Source organism: Burkholderia sp. AU33423, from assembly GCF_002223135.1.
GTDB lineage: Bacteria > Pseudomonadota > Gammaproteobacteria > Burkholderiales > Burkholderiaceae > Burkholderia > Burkholderia lata_D.
Genome location: NZ_NKFH01000005.1, coordinates 495141 through 512305, shown reverse-complemented (window position 1 = coordinate 512305; position 17165 = coordinate 495141). Strand labels below are relative to the sequence as shown.

At 67.8% G+C, this 17165-nt stretch carries 16 protein-coding genes and 1 riboswitch; of the genes, 6 read left to right on the top strand and 10 right to left on the bottom strand.

Annotation, left to right across the window (positions count from 1 at the left end; translation table 11 throughout):
- Positions 1–178: 178 nt before the first annotated feature.
- Positions 179–327: riboswitch (FMN riboswitch) on the top strand.
- Between the two features lie 118 nt (positions 328–445).
- A complete protein-coding gene (ribB, locus tag CFB50_RS14915) occupies positions 446–1156 on the top strand; it encodes a 3,4-dihydroxy-2-butanone-4-phosphate synthase (protein WP_039360016.1) in 711 nt (236 codons plus the stop codon).
- A 99-nt stretch (positions 1157–1255) separates the two neighbouring features.
- Here ribB and CFB50_RS14910 read toward each other — a convergent pair whose 3' ends face one another.
- The 5 genes from CFB50_RS14910 to CFB50_RS14890 form a co-directional block, all read right to left on the bottom strand.
- Positions 1256–1942: an HAD family hydrolase gene (locus tag CFB50_RS14910; RefSeq protein WP_069248801.1), complete on the bottom strand. Its 687-nt coding sequence runs from the start codon at positions 1940–1942 to the stop codon at positions 1256–1258.
- Positions 1943–2134: 192 nt separating this feature from the next.
- Entirely contained in the window at positions 2135–3121 is a 987-nt protein-coding gene (iolG, locus tag CFB50_RS14905) for an inositol 2-dehydrogenase (protein ID WP_089446360.1), read from the bottom strand.
- Between the two features lie 71 nt (positions 3122–3192).
- Positions 3193–4020, bottom strand: a complete 828-nt coding sequence (locus CFB50_RS14900; protein WP_089446359.1) for a TIM barrel protein — start codon at positions 4018–4020, stop codon at positions 3193–3195.
- A 38-nt stretch (positions 4021–4058) separates the two neighbouring features.
- A complete protein-coding gene (locus tag CFB50_RS14895; protein WP_089446358.1) occupies positions 4059–5081 on the bottom strand; it encodes a xylose isomerase in 1023 nt (340 codons plus the stop codon).
- Positions 5082–5237: 156 nt separating this feature from the next.
- A complete protein-coding gene (locus CFB50_RS14890) occupies positions 5238–6302 on the bottom strand; it encodes a LacI family DNA-binding transcriptional regulator (protein ID WP_089446357.1) in 1065 nt (354 codons plus the stop codon).
- 172 nt (positions 6303–6474) lie between these two features.
- Here CFB50_RS14890 and CFB50_RS14885 point away from each other — a divergent pair, with 172 nt between their 5' ends.
- From CFB50_RS14885 to CFB50_RS14875, 3 genes are read left to right on the top strand one after another with little or no spacing between them, the layout of a single operon-like run.
- Complete coding sequence (locus CFB50_RS14885) at positions 6475–7557, top strand: fatty acid desaturase family protein (protein ID WP_089446356.1); 1083 nt, start codon at positions 6475–6477, stop codon at positions 7555–7557.
- A 36-nt stretch (positions 7558–7593) separates the two neighbouring features.
- Positions 7594–7902: a non-heme iron oxygenase ferredoxin subunit gene (locus CFB50_RS14880; protein WP_089446355.1), complete on the top strand. Its 309-nt coding sequence runs from the start codon at positions 7594–7596 to the stop codon at positions 7900–7902.
- 4 nt (positions 7903–7906) lie between these two features.
- A complete protein-coding gene (locus tag CFB50_RS14875) occupies positions 7907–9157 on the top strand; it encodes an NAD(P)/FAD-dependent oxidoreductase (protein ID WP_089446354.1) in 1251 nt (416 codons plus the stop codon).
- A gap of 95 nt (positions 9158–9252) precedes the next feature.
- On the opposite strand, the gene CFB50_RS14870 is transcribed toward CFB50_RS14875, so the two are convergent.
- From CFB50_RS14870 to glpD, 3 genes are all read right to left on the bottom strand, one after another.
- Positions 9253–9969 carry an MIP/aquaporin family protein gene (locus tag CFB50_RS14870; protein ID WP_006484467.1) on the bottom strand — a complete coding sequence of 239 codons (717 nt, stop codon included), beginning with the start codon at positions 9967–9969 and terminating at the stop codon, positions 9253–9255.
- A gap of 82 nt (positions 9970–10051) precedes the next feature.
- Entirely contained in the window at positions 10052–11554 is a 1503-nt protein-coding gene (glpK, locus tag CFB50_RS14865) for a glycerol kinase GlpK (protein WP_089446353.1), read from the bottom strand.
- Between the two features lie 106 nt (positions 11555–11660).
- Entirely contained in the window at positions 11661–13184 is a 1524-nt protein-coding gene (gene glpD / locus CFB50_RS14860; RefSeq protein WP_069248792.1) for a glycerol-3-phosphate dehydrogenase, read from the bottom strand.
- Between the two features lie 162 nt (positions 13185–13346).
- On the opposite strand from glpD, the gene CFB50_RS14855 reads away from it, so the two are divergent.
- The gene (locus tag CFB50_RS14855; RefSeq protein ID WP_089446352.1) at positions 13347–13715 is read left to right on the top strand and encodes a hypothetical protein; all 369 of its coding nucleotides are present in this window, start codon (positions 13347–13349) and stop codon (positions 13713–13715) included.
- 91 nt (positions 13716–13806) lie between these two features.
- Here CFB50_RS14855 and CFB50_RS14850 read toward each other — a convergent pair whose 3' ends face one another.
- Entirely contained in the window at positions 13807–14004 is a 198-nt protein-coding gene (locus tag CFB50_RS14850) for a hypothetical protein (protein WP_011353109.1), read from the bottom strand.
- 301 nt (positions 14005–14305) lie between these two features.
- Positions 14306–15085 (bottom strand): DeoR/GlpR family DNA-binding transcription regulator, encoded by a 780-nt coding sequence (locus tag CFB50_RS14845; protein ID WP_089446351.1) that lies wholly within the window; start codon positions 15083–15085, stop codon positions 14306–14308.
- Between the two features lie 222 nt (positions 15086–15307).
- Here CFB50_RS14845 and CFB50_RS14840 point away from each other — a divergent pair, with 222 nt between their 5' ends.
- Positions 15308–16948 carry a gamma-glutamyltransferase family protein gene (locus tag CFB50_RS14840; RefSeq protein ID WP_089446696.1) on the top strand — a complete coding sequence of 547 codons (1641 nt, stop codon included), beginning with the start codon at positions 15308–15310 and terminating at the stop codon, positions 16946–16948.
- The last annotated feature ends 217 nt before the right edge of the window (positions 16949–17165 follow it).

Below are 17165 nucleotides of genomic sequence, written 5' to 3'. Positions count from 1 at the left end.
ACGCAGGCCGCACGGAAGCGGCCCGCGTGCTCGCCGTTCGGACGAGCACGCGGGTCGTCCGTCGGCCGGTTGGACGATGCCGTTAGACGGAGTCGTCAGTAAGGTTTTACGCAGTGTTCGCTGCGCAGCTGTTGTATGCTTGGCCCGCCGTCGATGGGGTTGGCCCATCCGGCAATCAGTGCGTCTTCAGGGCGGGGTGAAATTCCCCACCGGCGGTAGGCTGGCGTAAGCCGGCGAGCCCGCGAGCGCCCGCGCATCCGCGCGGGGTCAGCAGATCTGGTCGAATGCCAGAGCCGACGGTCATAGTCCGGATGAGAGAAGATGTGCAGATAGTCATGTCCGTCAGGGCCGCTTCGCGATGTGTGCGAAGCGGGTTGTCGTTCTGTCTGTTTGCAATGCCCTGAAACGTTTTTCGCCCAAATCGTATTTGCGAGGAGCGTTTCACATGTCCTTGATGTCCGTTTCGTCGGCACCCGCCGACGCCTTTGCCGATCTCCCGTTGCTGGATTCCGAACCGGTGCCGCCGCGCATCGCCGCCGCGCTCGAAGCGATGCGCGCCGGCCGTGCCGTGGTGCTGCAGGACGACCACGACCGCGAGAACGAAGCCGACCTGATCGTTGCCGCCGAGCGCATCACGCCCGAGACGATGGCACTGCTGATCCGCGAATGCAGCGGCATCGTGTGCCTGTGCCTGACCGACGATACCGTGCGTGCGCTCGAGCTGCCGCCGATGGTGCAGACCAACGAGAGCCGCAACGGCACTGCGTTCACCGTGTCGATCGAGGCGCGCGAAGGCGTGCATACGGGCGTATCGGCGGCCGATCGCGTCACGACGATCCGCGCGGCGATCGCAGAAGGGGCGAAGCCGCACGACATCGTGCGCCCGGGCCACGTGTTTCCGTTGCGTGCGCAACCGGGCGGCGTGCTGGCGCGCCGCGGTCACACCGAAGGCACGGTCGACCTGTCGATTCTCGCGGGCCTGAAGCCGGCCGGCGTGCTGTGCGAACTGATGAATCCGGATGGCACGATGACGCGCGGCGACGATGTCGAGCGTTTCGCGCAACAGCACGGGCTGCCGATGCTGACGATCGCGGAGCTCGTCGAGTTCCGCGAGGCGCTGGCCGCCGCGCGCGAGCGCTGCTGCGAACCGGCCTGAGGGAAAGGAAGGGCGGGCGCGGTCGCGCCCATGACACGGCGTGCGTGAACCGGCGCACGCCGGATCGGCCCGATCAGCGTGATCGGGCCGGCACGACCATCAGGACTGTACGTCCCCGAATTCGCCGCGCATGCCGGCTTCGACGAACGCCGGCAGTTCGTCCATCCTGCGCATGATCCGCGTGATGCCCATCGCGCGCAGTGCATCCGCGTAATTGTCGGGGATGTGGCTCGCGCCGACGAACGCGATCGTCTTCATGCCTGCCGCCCGCGCGGCATTCAGCCCCGACACGCTGTCCTCGACGACGATGCAGCGCTCCGGCGCGACGCCGAGCGTGTGCGCCGCATGCAGGTAGACGTCGGGGTAGGGCTTCGGCCGTGCCACCTGTTCGGAGCTGAACACGCGATCGCCGAAGATCTCGGTGAGCGCCGCGCGCTTCAGCGAGCTGCGCACGCGTGCGAGCCGGCTGTTCGACACGACGGCCGCCGGCAGGCTCACCTTCAGCAGCGCGTCGCGCACGCCGGAGATCGGCGCGAGCGATTGCGCGAGTGCGCTCTCGATGTTGTGCTCGATGGTCTCGATGAAGTTGGCCGGCATTTCGATCCCGAAGCGGGATTCGATTCCCGCCAGGAAGCGCGACGTCTGCTGGCCGAACGCCGACTTGGCGGCGGCTTCGAAATCGAGATTCGGGAACGTGGCGGACAGCGTGTCGAGCAGGACGCGGTCGGCAATGATTTCGCTGTCGACGAGCACGCCGTCGCAGTCGCAGATGAGGTGATCGAGCATGGTGGTGAAAAAGCGGGATGTCGGCGACGCAGATCAAGTCGCCATCATACGTGCTTTCACGCGCACGCCGCGCGACGCTTCGGCAAATTTTCCCGACGCGGTCGCATGCTGAGCGCGTCTCGTCCGGGTGGGTTGCCGATCGTCCGGCGGCGGCCCGCTTGCGCGGTTCGCCGTCACCTGTCGCCGGTGACGTTACAGCTCGATTACGCGCCCCGTTTTCCACGACGTCATCGCGGCCTCGGCCAGTTCGAGCGCGGCGAGCCCGTCGTCGATCGTCGTGCGGACCGGCGTGCCGTCGCGCAGCGCATCGACGAAGTGCGCGATCTCGGCCGCATACGCATGCCGGTAGCGTTCGAGGAAGAACGGCTCCGGCACATCCGTCGCGATGCCGGCCGCGAGCCACGCACTCACCTCGGTCGGCCGCACGTTGCCGGCCTGCAGCATCCCGTTGCTGCCGAGCAGCTCGAAACGCTGGTCGTAGCCGTACGCGGCGCGCCGCGACGTGTTGATCTGGCACAGCAGCCCGCGCAGCGTGCGGATCGTCACGGCCGTCGAATCGATGTCGCCCGCATCCTGCACGGCCGGATCGGTCAGGCAGCTGCCGGTCGCGTGCAGCGTCTGCGCTTCGTCACCGAGGATCCAGCGGAACACGTCGAAATCGTGGATCAGCATGTCCTTGAAGATGCCGCCCGAGCTGCGGATGTAGTCGACGGGCGGCGCGCCCGGATCGCGGCTCGTGACGACCAGCATTTCGGGCGCGCCGATCTCGCCGCGCTCGACGCGCGCCTTCAGCGCGGCGAACGTCGGGTCGAAGCGGCGTTGGAAGCCGATCATGCAGGTCACGCCGTTGCGCCGGACGGCGTCCGCGCACGCACGCGAGCGCTCGACGGTCAGGTCGACGGGCTTCTCGCAGAATATGGCCTTGCCCGCATTCGCGGCCGCGACGATCAGGTCCGCATGCGTGTCGGTGCTCGATGCGATCACGACCGCCCGGACGTCCGGATCGCCGAGTGCGCGCTCGACGTCGGCCACCTGCGCGCCGTGCGCGTGAGCCAGCGCTTCAGCCGACGGCGCATGCCGGTCGACGACGTACTTCAGCTTCGCGCCCGGATGGCGCGCGAGATTCGCCGCGTGGATCTTGCCGATCCGTCCCGCGCCGAACAACGCGAATTCGATCATTCCGTTCTCCTGTTGATTTCGTGGATTTGCGCCGGTACGCAGTTGCAGTTGGCTGTGTACCGTGGTGGCGGTCATTGATTCGCCAGTGCGCCGCGCACGTAGTCGATGCTCGCCCGCAGCCGGTTCTCGATGTCGTCGGCTTCGGCGATTTCTTGCGCGAACGGCTCGAACGAGAACGCGCCGCGGTAGCCGCGCGCAAGCAGTTCGCGCAGTTGCCGGATATTGCCGAGCCGGTCGGCGCCGCCGACCAGCACGCGATGGCCGTCGCGCATCCGGTCGACCGGCAGGTCGTCCTCCTCGACGCCCGAGATGTGCACGAGGCCCGTCAGGTTCGGGAAGAAGATGTCCTCGCCCGACAGGTGATGATGAAACGTGTCGTGCACGAGGCGGAACACGTGTTCGCCCGCCGCATCGTAGATGCCTTTTACCGCATCCGACTTGCGCCGCAGCGCGCATTCCTCGAAGCCGAGCGGTTCGATGAAGCCGAGCAGGCCGCGCGTGTCGAGAATCGGTTTGAGCGCCTTCAGCGCCTTCACGAGATCCGCGTGGCGCACGTCCGCGCTGCGCGTGTCGCTCCGGCTGTTGGTCGGGCACAGCACCAGCGCACGCGCGCTGCATTGCGCCGCGTAGTCGGCCAGCACGGACGCCTCGTCCGCGCGTTCGGCGTTCCATTGCTCGAAGCGCTGCAGCGCGTTGATCGTCAGGATCGTCACGCCGCCGGCCTCGGCCGTTGCGCGCACGGCGGCGGCCGGCGTGCCATCGTTGATCTCGACGCCGTCGAGATCGTTGCGGATCTCGATCGTGTCGACGCCGAGGCGCTGGCACAGCGCGACGTAACGGTCGAACGGCAAGCGCGGTGCGCTCATCCGGTTCAGCGAAAAATGGAGGGCTTGCGTCATCGTTCTGTCCTTGGGTCTCGAGTGGGGGCGGGGGCGAATCAGGTGCCGGTGTGCGCGACGTCGGCTGCCGGCGGCGCGGCGAGGGCTCGCCACGTGTCGCGCAGCCAATGCGCGCACGCGACGTTGTTGTCGAAGATCGAATAGCGCGCGCCGCCGCCGTAGTCGGGAAACGGGATGAATTCGCAACTGATCTGCTCGACGCGCGCCGGCTGTACGTGGGCCTGCGCGTGCAGCAACTGCCGAAGCGCGGCCTTCCACGTGTCGAGTTCATCCGCGCGCCATGCGCCGTGATAGGTGCCTGGAGCCGGCGCGACGAACGGGTACTGGATGCCGCGCCCGGGCCTGCCGTCGGCGCGGCGCATCCACGGGTTGTCCGGATTGTTCGGCATCACGCTGCGCGCATGTGCATGCCGGACCCAGCCGCGCGCGATCCAGTCGGCGTAGAGGGCGTCGGGCGATGCGGGGTCGAGCAACCGCCGGCCGCCGTCGGCCGCGTCGCGGATGCCCGACGCATCGAGTTCGGTGTGGTTGCCGATCTTGAACAGCAGGTGCGAATGATCGAGCGTGATCCGGAACGGCACGCCGGCCTGCTCGACAAGCCGTGCGACGCGTGCGATGCGCGTGAAATCCTCGCTCCACATGTCGACGTGCACTTCGAGGCTCGGCAGGCAGCCAGCCGGCTCGCCGCGCTCGTAGGTCCGCAGGTAGAAATCGGCGACCTCGCGGTCGGACAGCGGATGGCCGTCCGCGTGATGCGCATGCAGCTGGCAGTTGAGCACCGTGCTGCCGAAGCGCGCGCCCGCGTCGACGATCTCGGCGACGTGTGCTTCGTCACGTCCCGCGCACCAGATGCCGCCGATCACACGAATCGGCAGCGCATGGCGTTCGACCAGCGCGAAATACGGCGACAGGTCCTCGCCGCGCGTCGGGTTCTTCTCGACGTAGTCGAACACACCGGCGCCGGCGACCCTCCGGAAGCGTTCGGCGGGCGCGGGCAACGGCAGGCCGTCGTGTTCGAGCACGCCGTCGAGGTTCACGCCGATGAGGATCGGTTCAGCCATCGTCTCCTGTCCGCCGTTGTCATGGGATTGGCTGCCCAATGTACGGACGCGCGGCGCGGGCTGCATGACAAACGTTGACGAAAAATCGCCAATGCGGCGGTCGATTTTTTCGCAATGCGCATGCGGCGCGACAGACGGTGTGCCGGGTGTTCGAATTCAGGCCGGCAGGTACGCGCTCGTTCTCACGTTTGCCGGACAGAACACGCGGAATTCGACCGGATCGGCCGGTGGCGGCTGTTCGACGATCCCGCACGCATGCAGCACGTGCTGCAGCGCGGAAATCACCTGGCCGTCCGGATCCTGGTCGATCGCGAGATCCATCGCGCCGGATTCGATGAAGCTGCGGTGCAGGTCGATCATCTCGTGGCCGATCCACACGACGCGGCCGGCCGCGCCGGCCTTGCGCAGCGCCGCTTCGATGCCGGCCGAGCCGGCGCCGCTGTTGTAGATCGCGACCACGTCGTCGTGCGCCTGCAGCGCCTTCGTCACCGCGCGGTAGCAGCGATCGTCCTGGTCGAGCGTCTCGACCGGCTCGTCGTCGCAGCGGACGGCCGCGAACGCTTCGGCGAGCTGGTCGCGGCAGCCGGCCATCCGGTCGGCGTGCGCGCGGTAGCCCATGCGCCCGCCGAGCAGCAGCACGCGGCCGGGGCGTGCCGCCAGGCGGCCGATGTAATAGCCGGCCGTGCGCCCGGCCCGGTAGTTGTCGATGCCGGCGAAGTGCGCGCGGTCGATGCCGCCGATGTCGGTGACCATTGTCACGACGGTCTCGCCGCGCGCGATCGCGCCGGCCAGCGCGTCGCGCACGCGTGCCGTGTCGCGCGCCGTGACGATCAGCGCCGCGCGCCGGTAGGCGGGCCGCTCGATCAGGGCGGCGGCCCGCTCGTCGTCGGCGGCGGGCAGGATCGTCCGGTGCACGACCACGCGCCGGTCGAGCATCTGCAGCGAGCGCTGCAGCGCCAGCTGCAGCCGCCGGAAGAACGCCGCGTCGGTATCCGGCAGCAGCACGTCGACGTGGAGCAGCCCGTGCCGCGTGTCGGGCAGCTGGCGCGGCACGCCGAGCTGCCGCGCGGCCGCCACCACGCGTTCGCGGGCCTGCGCCGAGACGCTGCCGCGCTCGTTCAGCACGCGGTCGACGGTGGTCGTGCTGACGCCGGCGAGCGCCGCGATCTCGTCGAAGCGTGCGGTGCGCTTGCGCCAGCGCGGCCCGGATTCGCCTGCCATGGTTGTCTCCATCGTGGTGTCGCCATCGAGACGTGGCGATGCGGGGAACGCTAAAGCGATGGCGAAATTTCGTCAACGTTTCAATTGAGCGGGGGAGGCCGCGGGCCTAATTTTGATTCCATGCCGAAGCGCTTGCCGCGCTTCCTACGAACAAGGAATCCAGGAGACGCACGTGGCTCAAATCGACGATCAGGCGCACGACCGCGCGGCGGCGCGCCGTCAGGCATACCGGATGATCGGCGGCGCCGGCGAGCGCGCGCAGGCGGCCGGGCTCGCCAACGCCGAGTGGTATCGATGCCCGGTGCCGCGACCGCTGATGAAGCAGCTGATGCAGCGTGGCGATGCGCGAGCGATCCGCGACACGCTGATCTGGTACGCGGCGATCGCGATCAGCGGCATGCTCGCATGGCTGGCGTGGCGCGCACATTCGGCATGGGCGATTCCCGCGTTCTTCGTGTACGGCACGCTCTACTGCAGCCCGGCCGACTCGCGCTGGCACGAATGCGGGCACGGCACCGCGTTCCGCACGCGCTGGATGAACGACGTGCTGTACCAGGTCGCGTCGTTCCAGGTATTCCGCCGCGCGACGGCGTGGCGCTGGAGCCATGCACGCCATCACACCGATACGCTGGTCGTCGGGCGCGATCCCGAAATCGCCGCACCGAAGCCGACCGACTGGCTCTCGCTCGCGTTGAACATCGTTGCGCTGAAGCATGTGGCCGGCGAGCTGCGCAAGATGATCGCGACTGCGTTCACCGGCCGGCTCGACGACGAGGAGCGCACCTACGTGCCCGAATCGGAACGGCGGAAGGTGGTGCGCGAGTCTCGCATCCATCTCGCGGTGTACGCGCTCGTGACCGGTGCGTCGCTCTACTGGCACACGATCCTGCCGCTGCTCTACATCGGGCTGCCGAGCCTCTACGGCGCGTGGCTGTACCTGTATTTCGGCCTCACGCAGCACGCGGGCATGCCCGAGAACGTGCTCGATCACCGGCGCAACTGCCGGACCGTGATGATGAATCCGGTGTTCCGCTTCCTGTACTGGAACATGAACTACCACGTCGAGCACCACATGTTCCCGATGGTGCCGTTCCACGCGCTGCCGAAGCTGCACGAGGCCGTGAAGGCCGACATGCCGCCGCCGTACCGCAGCACGCTGGCCGCGTATGCGGAGATCGTGCCGGCGCTGGTCCGGCAGACGCGCGACCCGACCGATTACGTCGTGCGGCCCGTGCCGGATGCCGCGCGCGCCTGACCGACATCGACTCTTCCAACCCAGGAGACATGCAACATGACGCAATGGATCGACACCGGCGCGCTCGACGATATCGACGACGAAGACGTCGCGCGCTTCGACCATGCCGGCCACACGTACGCGATCTACCGCATCGACGGCGAAGTCTATGCGAGCGACGGCCTGTGCACGCACGAGCAAGTACATCTCGCGGATGGGCTCGTGATCGACCACGTGATCGAATGCCCGAAGCACAACGGGCGCTTCGACGTGCGCGACGGACGGCCGTTGTCCGCGCCCGCCTGCGAGAAGCTGCGCACGTATCGCGCGAAGATCGAAGGCGGCCGCATCCTGATCGAGGTGTGACGCGATGACGAACGACCGGGTGATGGCGATCGTCGGTGCGGGCCACGCGGGCGGCCGCGCGGCGCAGGTGTTGCGCGAATCCGGCTGGGGCGGGCGGATCGTGCTGATCGGCGCGGAGGCGCACCTGCCGTACGAGCGGCCGCCGTTGTCGAAGGGCGTGTTGACCGGCGCACGCAGCGCGGCGCAGTGCCGGTTGCGCGATCCGGAAGCGTGGGCGGCCGATCGTATCGAGCCGGTCGTCGCGACGGTCGAGCGCATCGATCCGGGCGCACGCGAAGTGCGCGTGTCGGGTGGGCGCGTGTTCGGCTACGACGCGCTGCTGCTCGCGACCGGCGCCCGCGCGCGTCGCCTCGCGATTCCGGGCGCGACGCTGGACGGCGTGTTCGCGTTGCGCACGCTCGACGACGCGGCGGCGCTCGGCACGCGGCTCGTGCCCGAGGCGCGGGTCGTGCTGATCGGCGGCGGCTTCGTCGGCCTCGAAGTCGCGGCGTCGGCGCGACTGCGCGGGTGCCGCGTGACGGTGCTCGATGCGGCGTCGCGCCTGCTCGGGCGCGCGGTGCCGGAGGCGATCGCGGCGCGCGTGCATGCGCTTCACGAACGGCAGGGCGTGGCCGTTCGCGTGAACCGGAAGCCGGTTGCGATCGAGCGGACGGCGGGCGGCGCGCTGGCCGTCGTGCTCGACGACGGCGACACGCTGATCGCCGACACGGTCGTCACCGGCATCGGCATCGAGCCGGCCGACGAGCTGGCGCGTGAGGCGGGCCTCACCGTAGAGCGCGGCATCGTCGTGAACGATCGGCTCGAGACGTCGGCGCGCGGCATTTACGCAGCCGGTGACGTCGCGGTGTTTCCGAGTGTGCTGTCAGGGCGACTCGTCCGGCAGGAGACGTGGCACGGCGCCGAGACCCAGGCGCGCGTCGCCGCGCGCAACATGCTCGGCGCCGACGAGCCGTATCGCGAGACGCCATGGTTCTGGTCGGATCAATACGACGCGCAGTTGCAGGTGGCCGGTGAGCCGGCGCTTGGCGAGCGATCGGTCGCGCGCGTGCTCGGCGACGACGCGGAAATCCATTTCCATTTCGACGCCGGTGCGCGGCTCGTCGCCGCGAGCGGTTTCGGCCGCGTGTCCGGGTTCGTCAAGGACATGCGGGTGGCGAGAATGCTGGTCGAGCGCGGGATCGACGTGAGCCCGTCGGCTGTCGCGGATACGGGGGTGAAGCTGAAGTCGCTGGTATCGGCCGAAGGTGACCGGTAGCGAAAAGCGAAGCGGCGAAGCGCGAGGGAAGGGGAACGAAGGAAGGAAAGCAAAACGCGCGGCGAAGATTGCCGCGCGTTTCTGTCAAGCGACGATCAGATCGTCGTGTGCAGGTGCAGGTACAGGCCGGCCGCCGCGGCGCCGCCAAGCAGCGGGCCGACGACGGGCACCCATGCATAGCGCCAGTCGCTGTCGCGCTTGCCGGGGATCGGCAGCAGCGCGTGCATGATGCGCGGCGACAGGTCGCGCGCGGGGCTCATCGCATATCCGGTCGGCCCGCCGAGCGAGATGCCGATGCCGAGCACGAGCAGGCCGACGGGCAGTGCGTCGAGCGCGCCGAGGCCGACTTGCGGCGACGCGAGGTACAGCACGCCGAGGATCAGCACGAACGTGCAGATCGCTTCGGTCAGCACGTTGTGCGTGACGCTGCGGATCGCGGGCGCCGTGCAGAACACCGCGAGCTTCAGGTCCGCATCGGCTTCCTTCGCGAAGTGCTGGCGATAGGCGAGCCACACGAGCAGCGCGCCGGCCATCCCGCCGAGCATCTGCGCGAGGACGTAGCCGCCGACTTTCGACCACGCGAACTTGCCCGCGAGCGCGAGACTGATGGTGACGATCGGGTTCAGGTGCGCGCCGCTGAACGACGCGGTCACGTAGACGGCGACGAATACGGCCATCGCCCAGCCCATCACGATCACGATCAGGTCCGCGCCTTTGCCCTTGGTCTTTGCAAGCAGCACGTTTGCGACCGCGCCGTTGCCGAGCAGCACGAGGATCGCTGTGCCGATGAACTCTGCAATATAAGGTGACATTGATTGTCTCTCTTGAGTCACGGCGGACTCGCGCATCGCGCGGTCCGCCGGTGTTGTTGTATTTCGTCTGGATTGCTTGGGATTACTGGGTGTCGTCGGCCCATGCCTTCGCGGCACGCACCGCACGCTGCCAGCCCGACATGCAGCGTTCGACGTGCTCCTTCGGCATCGACGGCGAGAAGCGGCGATCGAGCTGCCACTGGTCGCGCACTTCGTCGAGGTTCTTCCAGTAGCCGATCGCGAGGCCCGCGAGGTAGGCCGCGCCGAGCGCGGTCGTCTCGGTGATCTGCGGACGCACCGCGTCGACGCCGAGCAGGTCCGCCTGGAACTGCATCAGCAGGTCGTTCGCGCTCGCGCCGCCGTCCACGCGCAGCTCGCCGATGCTGATGCCCGAATCGGCTTCCATCGCGGCCAGCACGTCGAGCGACTGGTACGCGATCGAATCGAGCGCCGCGCGTGCGAGGTGCGCGGAGGTCGTGCCGCGCGTGACGCCGAACACCGAGCCGCGCGCCCGCGCGTTCCAGTGCGGTGCGCCGAGGCCGGCGAACGCGGGCACCAGGTAGACGCCGTCGGTGTGCGGCACGCTCGCGGCGAGCGCTTCGATTTCAGCGGCCGACTTGATGATGCCGACGCCGTCGCGCAGCCACTGCACGACCGCGCCCGCGATGAAGATGCTGCCTTCGAGCGCGTACTGCACGTCGTCGCCGATCTGCCACGCGATCGTCGTGACGAGGTTGTTCTTCGACTCGATCGGCTTGTCGCCGGTGTTCATCATCAGGAAGCAGCCGGTGCCGTAGGTGTTCTTCACCATGCCGGACGTCGTGCACATCTGGCCGAACAGCGCCGCGTGCTGGTCGCCTGCGATGCCCGCGAGCGGGATCTTCGACGCGAACACGGTGGTCTTCGTGTGGCCGTAGATTTCCGACGATGCCTTCACTTCCGGCAGCATGCTGCGCGGGATGTCGAGCATGTCGAGCAGTTCGTTGTCCCACTCGCGCGTGTGGATGTTGAACAGCATCGTGCGCGAAGCGTTCGTCACGTCGGTCACGTGCAGTTCGTGCTTCGTGAAGTTCCATACGAGCCAGCTGTCGACGGTGCCGAACGCGAGCTTGCCCTGCTTGGCCTTCTCGCGTGCGCCCGGCACGTTGTCGAGAATCCAGCGGATCTTGGTCCCAGAGAAGTACGAATCGATCGGCAGGCCGGTCTTCGCGCGCACCTTCGCCTCGAAGCCCTGTGCCTTCAGCGCATCGCAGAAGTCGGCCGTGCGGCGATCCTGCCAGACGATCGCGTTGTAGACGGGCTGGCCCGTTTCGCGATCCCAGACGATCGTGGTTTCACGCTGGTTGGTGATGCCGATCGCGGCGATCGACGTGCCGTTCAGGCCCGTGCGCGTGACGGCTTCGGCGGCGACGCCGGCTTGCGTCGACCAGATTTCCTGCGGGTCGTGCTCGACCCAGCCGGGTTGCGGGTAGATCTGCTCGAATTCCTTCTGGGCGATCGATACGATATTGCCCTGGCGATCGAACAGCATCGCGCGGGAACTCGTGGTGCCCTGGTCAAGCGCGAGGATGTACTGATCCTGCATGTCTCTCATCTCCATCCGTGGATTTGGCTTAGTTGTGATGCGCGCCGCATGTGGGGCGGCGCGTCGGTGAGTCAACGTCGGTACGGCAACTGCAACTGCATTCCGGTCAGGCTTGCGGCGCGTGCGCGGCGGCGAACCACGCGTCGACCGCGGCGGTCACCGCGTCGAGCGTGCCGGGCGCGACGTGCAGGCCGAGCTTCGAGCGGCGCCACAGCACGTCCTGCGCGCAGGTCGCCCATTCGGCGTCGCGCAGGTAGCGCAGTTCGGCGTCGTAGAGGCCCGGTGCGATTTCTGTGCCGAGATCGGCGAGCGACTTCGCGCCGTCGATCACGCGCTCCGCGCGCGTGCCGTATGCGCGGGCATAGCGGCGGGCGAGCGCGGCGGGCAGCCACGCATGGCGTTTGGCGAACGTATCGGCGAATGCGTCGAACTTCGCGTTCGCGATGTCGCCGCCCGGCAGCGCGACGCCGGCCGTCCAGGTCTTCGCGTCACGGCCGAGCACGCTGCACAGCATGTCGCCGGCTTCTTCCGCGAGCTTGCGGAACGTCGTGATCTTGCCGCCGAACACCGACAGCAGCGGGGCGCCCGCGCCGTCGTCCAGCTCGAGGCGGTAGTCGCGCGTGACGGCCGATGCGTTCGCGGCGTTCTCGTCTTCCAGCAGCGGGCGCACGCCCGAGTAGGTCCAGTGCACGTCGGCCGGCGAGATCTTGCGCTTGAAGTAGCGGTTGATCGAATCGCACAGGTACTGCGTCTCGTCGCGATCGATCGCGACCTTCGCGGGATCGTTCGTGTATTCGACGTCGGTCGTGCCGATCAGCGTGAAATCGTGTTCGTACGGAATCGCGAAGATGATCCGCTTGTCCGGGTTCTGGAAGATGTACGCGTGGTCGTGATCGAACAGGCGCCGCGTAATGATGTGGCTGCCCTTCACGAGCCGCACGCTGTGGTGCGCGCCGCGGCCGAGCGCGCCTTTCAGCACCTCGCCGACCCACGGGCCGGCGGCGTTCGCGATCGCGCGCGCATGCACGACGCGGATCGAGCCGTCGGCGTGCTGCAGTCGCGCTTCCCATTCGTCGCCGCGGCGTTCGGCGGACACCAGCTTCGTGCGCGTCAGGATCTGGGCGCCGCGCTCCTTCGCATCCATCGCGTTCAGCACGACGAGGCGCGCGTCGTCGACCCAGCCGTCCGAATAGACGAAGCCGCGCTTGATCGAATCGATCAGCGGCGCGCCGGCTGCATGGCGGCGCATGTCGATGCCGCGCGAGCCGGGCAGCAGTTCGCGTTTCGCGAGGTGATCGTAGAGGAACAGGCCGATGCGGATCAGCCAGGCCGGACGCAGGTTCGGCATGTGCGGCATCACGAAGCGCAGCGGCCACATGATGTGCGGCGCCGCGCGCAGCAGCGTCTCGCGCTCCTGCAGCGCCTTGCGCACGAGCCCGAACTCGTTGTACTCGAGATAGCGCAGGCCGCCGTGAATCAGCTTCGTGCTGGACGACGACGTGTGCGACGCGAGATCGTCCTGCTCGCAGAGCATGACCGACAGGCCGCGGCCGGCCGCATCGCGCGCGATGCCCGCGCCGTTGATGCCGCCGCCGACGACGAGCAGATCGTAGCGATTCGGTTGGGTCACCTGCTGTCCTTATCGTCTGAGGGAAATGGTTGAACAGAAAATGTTCGAATTCGAAATTTAACGAACGAAATCGAAAAAGTAAAGTTCGAAAAAGCGGGGCCAGTAGCGTGCGGCGCGATCCCGGACGATACTGGCGGAATCGACCGTTTCGCGAGGTGAATCATGCGTATTGGGATGTGGGCCGGCGTGTGCGCCGTCCTTCTGGCGGGGTGCACTGCCGGGATGCCGCCGCTCGCCGGCAACTGGCGCACGCCGTCGTTCGTCGACCTGCAGACGTCATGCGGCGGCACGGCGCGGGACTGGGGCGCGGACGCGCAGCCGGTCTACTCGACGCTGTATGACGCGTACGTGGCGAAACGGTATCGCGGGCTGACCGATGCGAACTATTGTGCGTTCGTAAACGAACTTTCGACGCACTATGCGGCGCCCGATGCGGCGACGCGTGCCGGCTGGATCGCGTATTTCAACGGTGCGCGCGCGCAGGCCATCAGCTGGCGGGCGGCGGTCGATCCGACACTGCGCGGCGGCTGAAGCAGGCTGCGGCGGGGCGGCGAGCGGGAAGCGGGAAGGGCCGCGCGGCCCGGCATCCGGGCGGCGCGGTCAGGTCAGGAGCGGTATGGTTTTACGAATAGCGGTACTTGATGGATCGCAGCGCGGCGTCGCCGGTTTCGGTCACGCAGTATTTGCGCCCCGAACCGAGTCCTTCCAGACGGACGAGCTGCTGTTCGAGCAGTGCGTCGATTTCGTCCCGATCCATGTGGGTTTGATCGGGAGCGTCCTTCACAAGCAATAGCGTGGCGAATTCATGCGGACTCAGCATCGTTCTCTCCATGGCGACCAGTCAGCCCGCGCGGCCGGCGCGGGCCGACGCGCGATACCCATCGGGGTATGGCTTGGGGGGAAAGCTGTATTCGCCGGCCATGCCATTCGTCCGCGCCCTGGCACAGGCGGAACGGTCGAAATGGGCCGGGGAACTGGAGTCTAGTCGAGCGCGCAGGCAACGACAAATCGGACCCCGTTAATTTTCCCTTTGACAGCCGTGCCACGCGCAAGCGGTTTGCTCGCGACGCCAACTTCTTGATTTCACTTGAAGTTTCGGGTGCGGTGCAGCATCGGAACCGTCACTCGGCGACGTACACCTGGGTGCCGGCGGCCGCCACGGTGTCGGCCATCTCGGGCGGCAGCGGCTTGTCGGTGAAGAGCGCATGCACCTGGCTCAGGTGGCCCTGGCGCACCAGCGCGGGACGGCCGACCTTCGAATGGTCGGTGACAAGATAGACGGTGCGCGCATGCTGCATGATCGCCTCGGCCACGCGCACCTCGCGCGTGTCGAAGTCGCGCAGCGTGCCGTCGGCCTCGATTGCCGACGTGCCGATGATCGCGTAGTCGACCTTGAACTGGCGGATGAAGTCGATCGCGAGTTCGCCGACGATCCCCTTGTCCCACGGCCGCACGATGCCGCCCGTGATCAGCACCTCGCAGTCGGGGTAGCCGCTCATCATCGACGCGACGTTCAGGTTGTTCGTGATCACGTGCAGCCCGTGGTGGCGGTTCAGCGCGCGTGCGACTTCCTCGGTGGTCGTGCCGAGGTTGATGAACAGCGATGCCTGGTCGGGAATGTGCGACGCCGCGAGCGCCGCGATGCGCCGCTTCTCGTCGTGGAACATCCGCTGGCGCGCGGTGTACGACACGTTCTCCGAGCTGGTCGGCAGGCTCGCGCCGCCGTGGTAGCGGCGCAGCAGGTTCAGGTCGGCGAGCCAGTTCACGTCGCGGCGGATCGTCTGCGGCGTCACCGAGAAGTGCGCGGCGAGATCGTCGACGGTCACGAAGCCGTCGCGCTGCACCCATTCGAGCAATTCCTGCTGGCGCGCGTTGAGGGTGAGGCGGGGATCTCGGGTCATGGCTCGATGGTCGTGTCGTGAGACGGAGCGGGTATTGTAAGGGCGGCAACGGCGTTAGGCCGGCCCGGCCCGCAGGGTTGCCGGATATTCATGCGGAAATTGCATGGATTCATTTCACAAATGAATTTGTGCGATTGCGCTGATCGCGCTGCAATGGCGGATTGCCCGCGCACGCGGGGGCGCGTCCGGCGCGATCATTCAGCTTTCGACGAGGTGGAACCGATGACTGGCTTCAACTGGCACAACCCGTATCCGACGACCCGCATCCCGGTGTTCGCGCGCAACGTCGTGTCGACGTCGCACCCGCTCGCCGCGCAGGCGGGGCTGCGGATGCTGTGGAAGGGGGGCAACGCGGTCGACGCGGCGCTGGCCGCCGCGGCCGCGCTCACGGTCGTCGAGCCCGTATCGTGCGGGCTCGGCGGCGACGCGTTCGCGCTCGTGTGGGACGGCGAGCGGCTGTCCGGGCTGAACGCATCGGGCGTCGCGCCGGCCGCATGGAACGTCGACTATTTCCGCAAGCGCCACGGCGAGGCGGGCAACGGCATCGCGAACAAGCCGACGCGCGGCTGGGATACCGTCACCGTGCCGGGCGTGATCGCGGGCTGGGAAGCGCTGCATGCGAAGTTCGGTTCGCTGCCGTTCGCGGACCTGCTCGAACCGGCGATCGAGATCGCGGAGCGCGGCTATGCGGTGCCGCCGATCGTCGCGCACAAGTGGGCGGCCGCGGTGCCGGAACTCAAGGCGCTGCCGGGTTTCGCGGACACCTTCATGCCGCACGGCCGCGCACCGCAGGTGGGCGAGCGCGTGTGCCTGCCGGGCCATGCGCGGACGTTGCGCACGCTGCAGAAGGATGGTGCGCGCGCGTTCTACGAGGGGGCGCTCGCCGAGCGCATCGCCGCGTTCTCCCGCGAAGGCGGGGGCGCGCTGACCGCAGCCGACCTGCAGTCTTACCGGCCCGAATGGGTCGAGCCGATCGGCAAGCGCTTCGGCCGTCACACGATCCACGAGATTCCGCCGAACGGGCAGGGCATCGCCGCGCTGATCGCGCTCGGGATCGCCGAGCACGCGGGCGTGACCGAGTGGCCAGTCGATTCGGTCGACTCGCAGCATCTGCAGATCGAGGCGATGAAGCTCGCGTTCGCGGATGTCTATCGCTACGTCGCCGATCCGCGCGCGATGGCGGTCACGCCTGAACAGATGCTCGACGACGCATATCTCGCCGAGCGCGCGAAGCTGATCGATCCCGCGCGCGCGACGCACTTCGCCGCCGGCCGGCCGCATTCGGGCGGCACGGTCTACCTGTCGGCGGCCGACGAACGCGGGATGATGGTGAGCTTCATTCAGTCGAACTACATGGGCTTCGGCTCGGGCGTCGTCGTGCCCGGCACCGGCATCGCGTTGCAGAATCGCGGGCACGGCTTCTCGATGGACCCGGCTTCGCCGAACGTCGTCGCGGGCGGCAAGCGGCCGTTCCACACGATCATCCCGGCGTTCGTCACCGAGGAGGTCGACGGTCGCACCGAGGCCGTGATGAGCTTCGGCGTGATGGGCGGCGACATGCAGCCGCAAGGACACCTGCAGACCGTCGTGCGGATGCTCGGCTATGGGCAGCAACCGCAGGCCGCCTGTGATGCGCCGCGCTGGAAGGTCAACCGCGACTTCACGCTCGACGTCGAGGCAACGATGAACCGCGCGACCGTCGATGCGCTGGCCGCACGCGGCCATACGATCAAGTCGATCGACGATCCTTACATGGATTTCGGTTCGGGGCAGTTCATCTGGCGTCTCGACCGCGACGATCGCGAGCGCGGCTACGTGGCCGCGAGCGACAGCCGGCGCGACGGTCTGGCGGCCGGTTTCTGACGGATTGCCGCCGGCTTTCGCCGGCATGTCGTGCGCTTCGCGGGCGGCCGAATGGTCGCCCGTTTCGTTTTCGGCAAGCCCGTATCGCCGCGCGGGTGCAAGCGGTTTGAAGGACTCGTCTAACGAACGGCAACAGACGCCGTGGAACTGCGCCTGTCAGGTATGGTCAGTGCTCTGGAGCACGAACATCAAAGTCCGGCTAAGATGCCAGCATGGT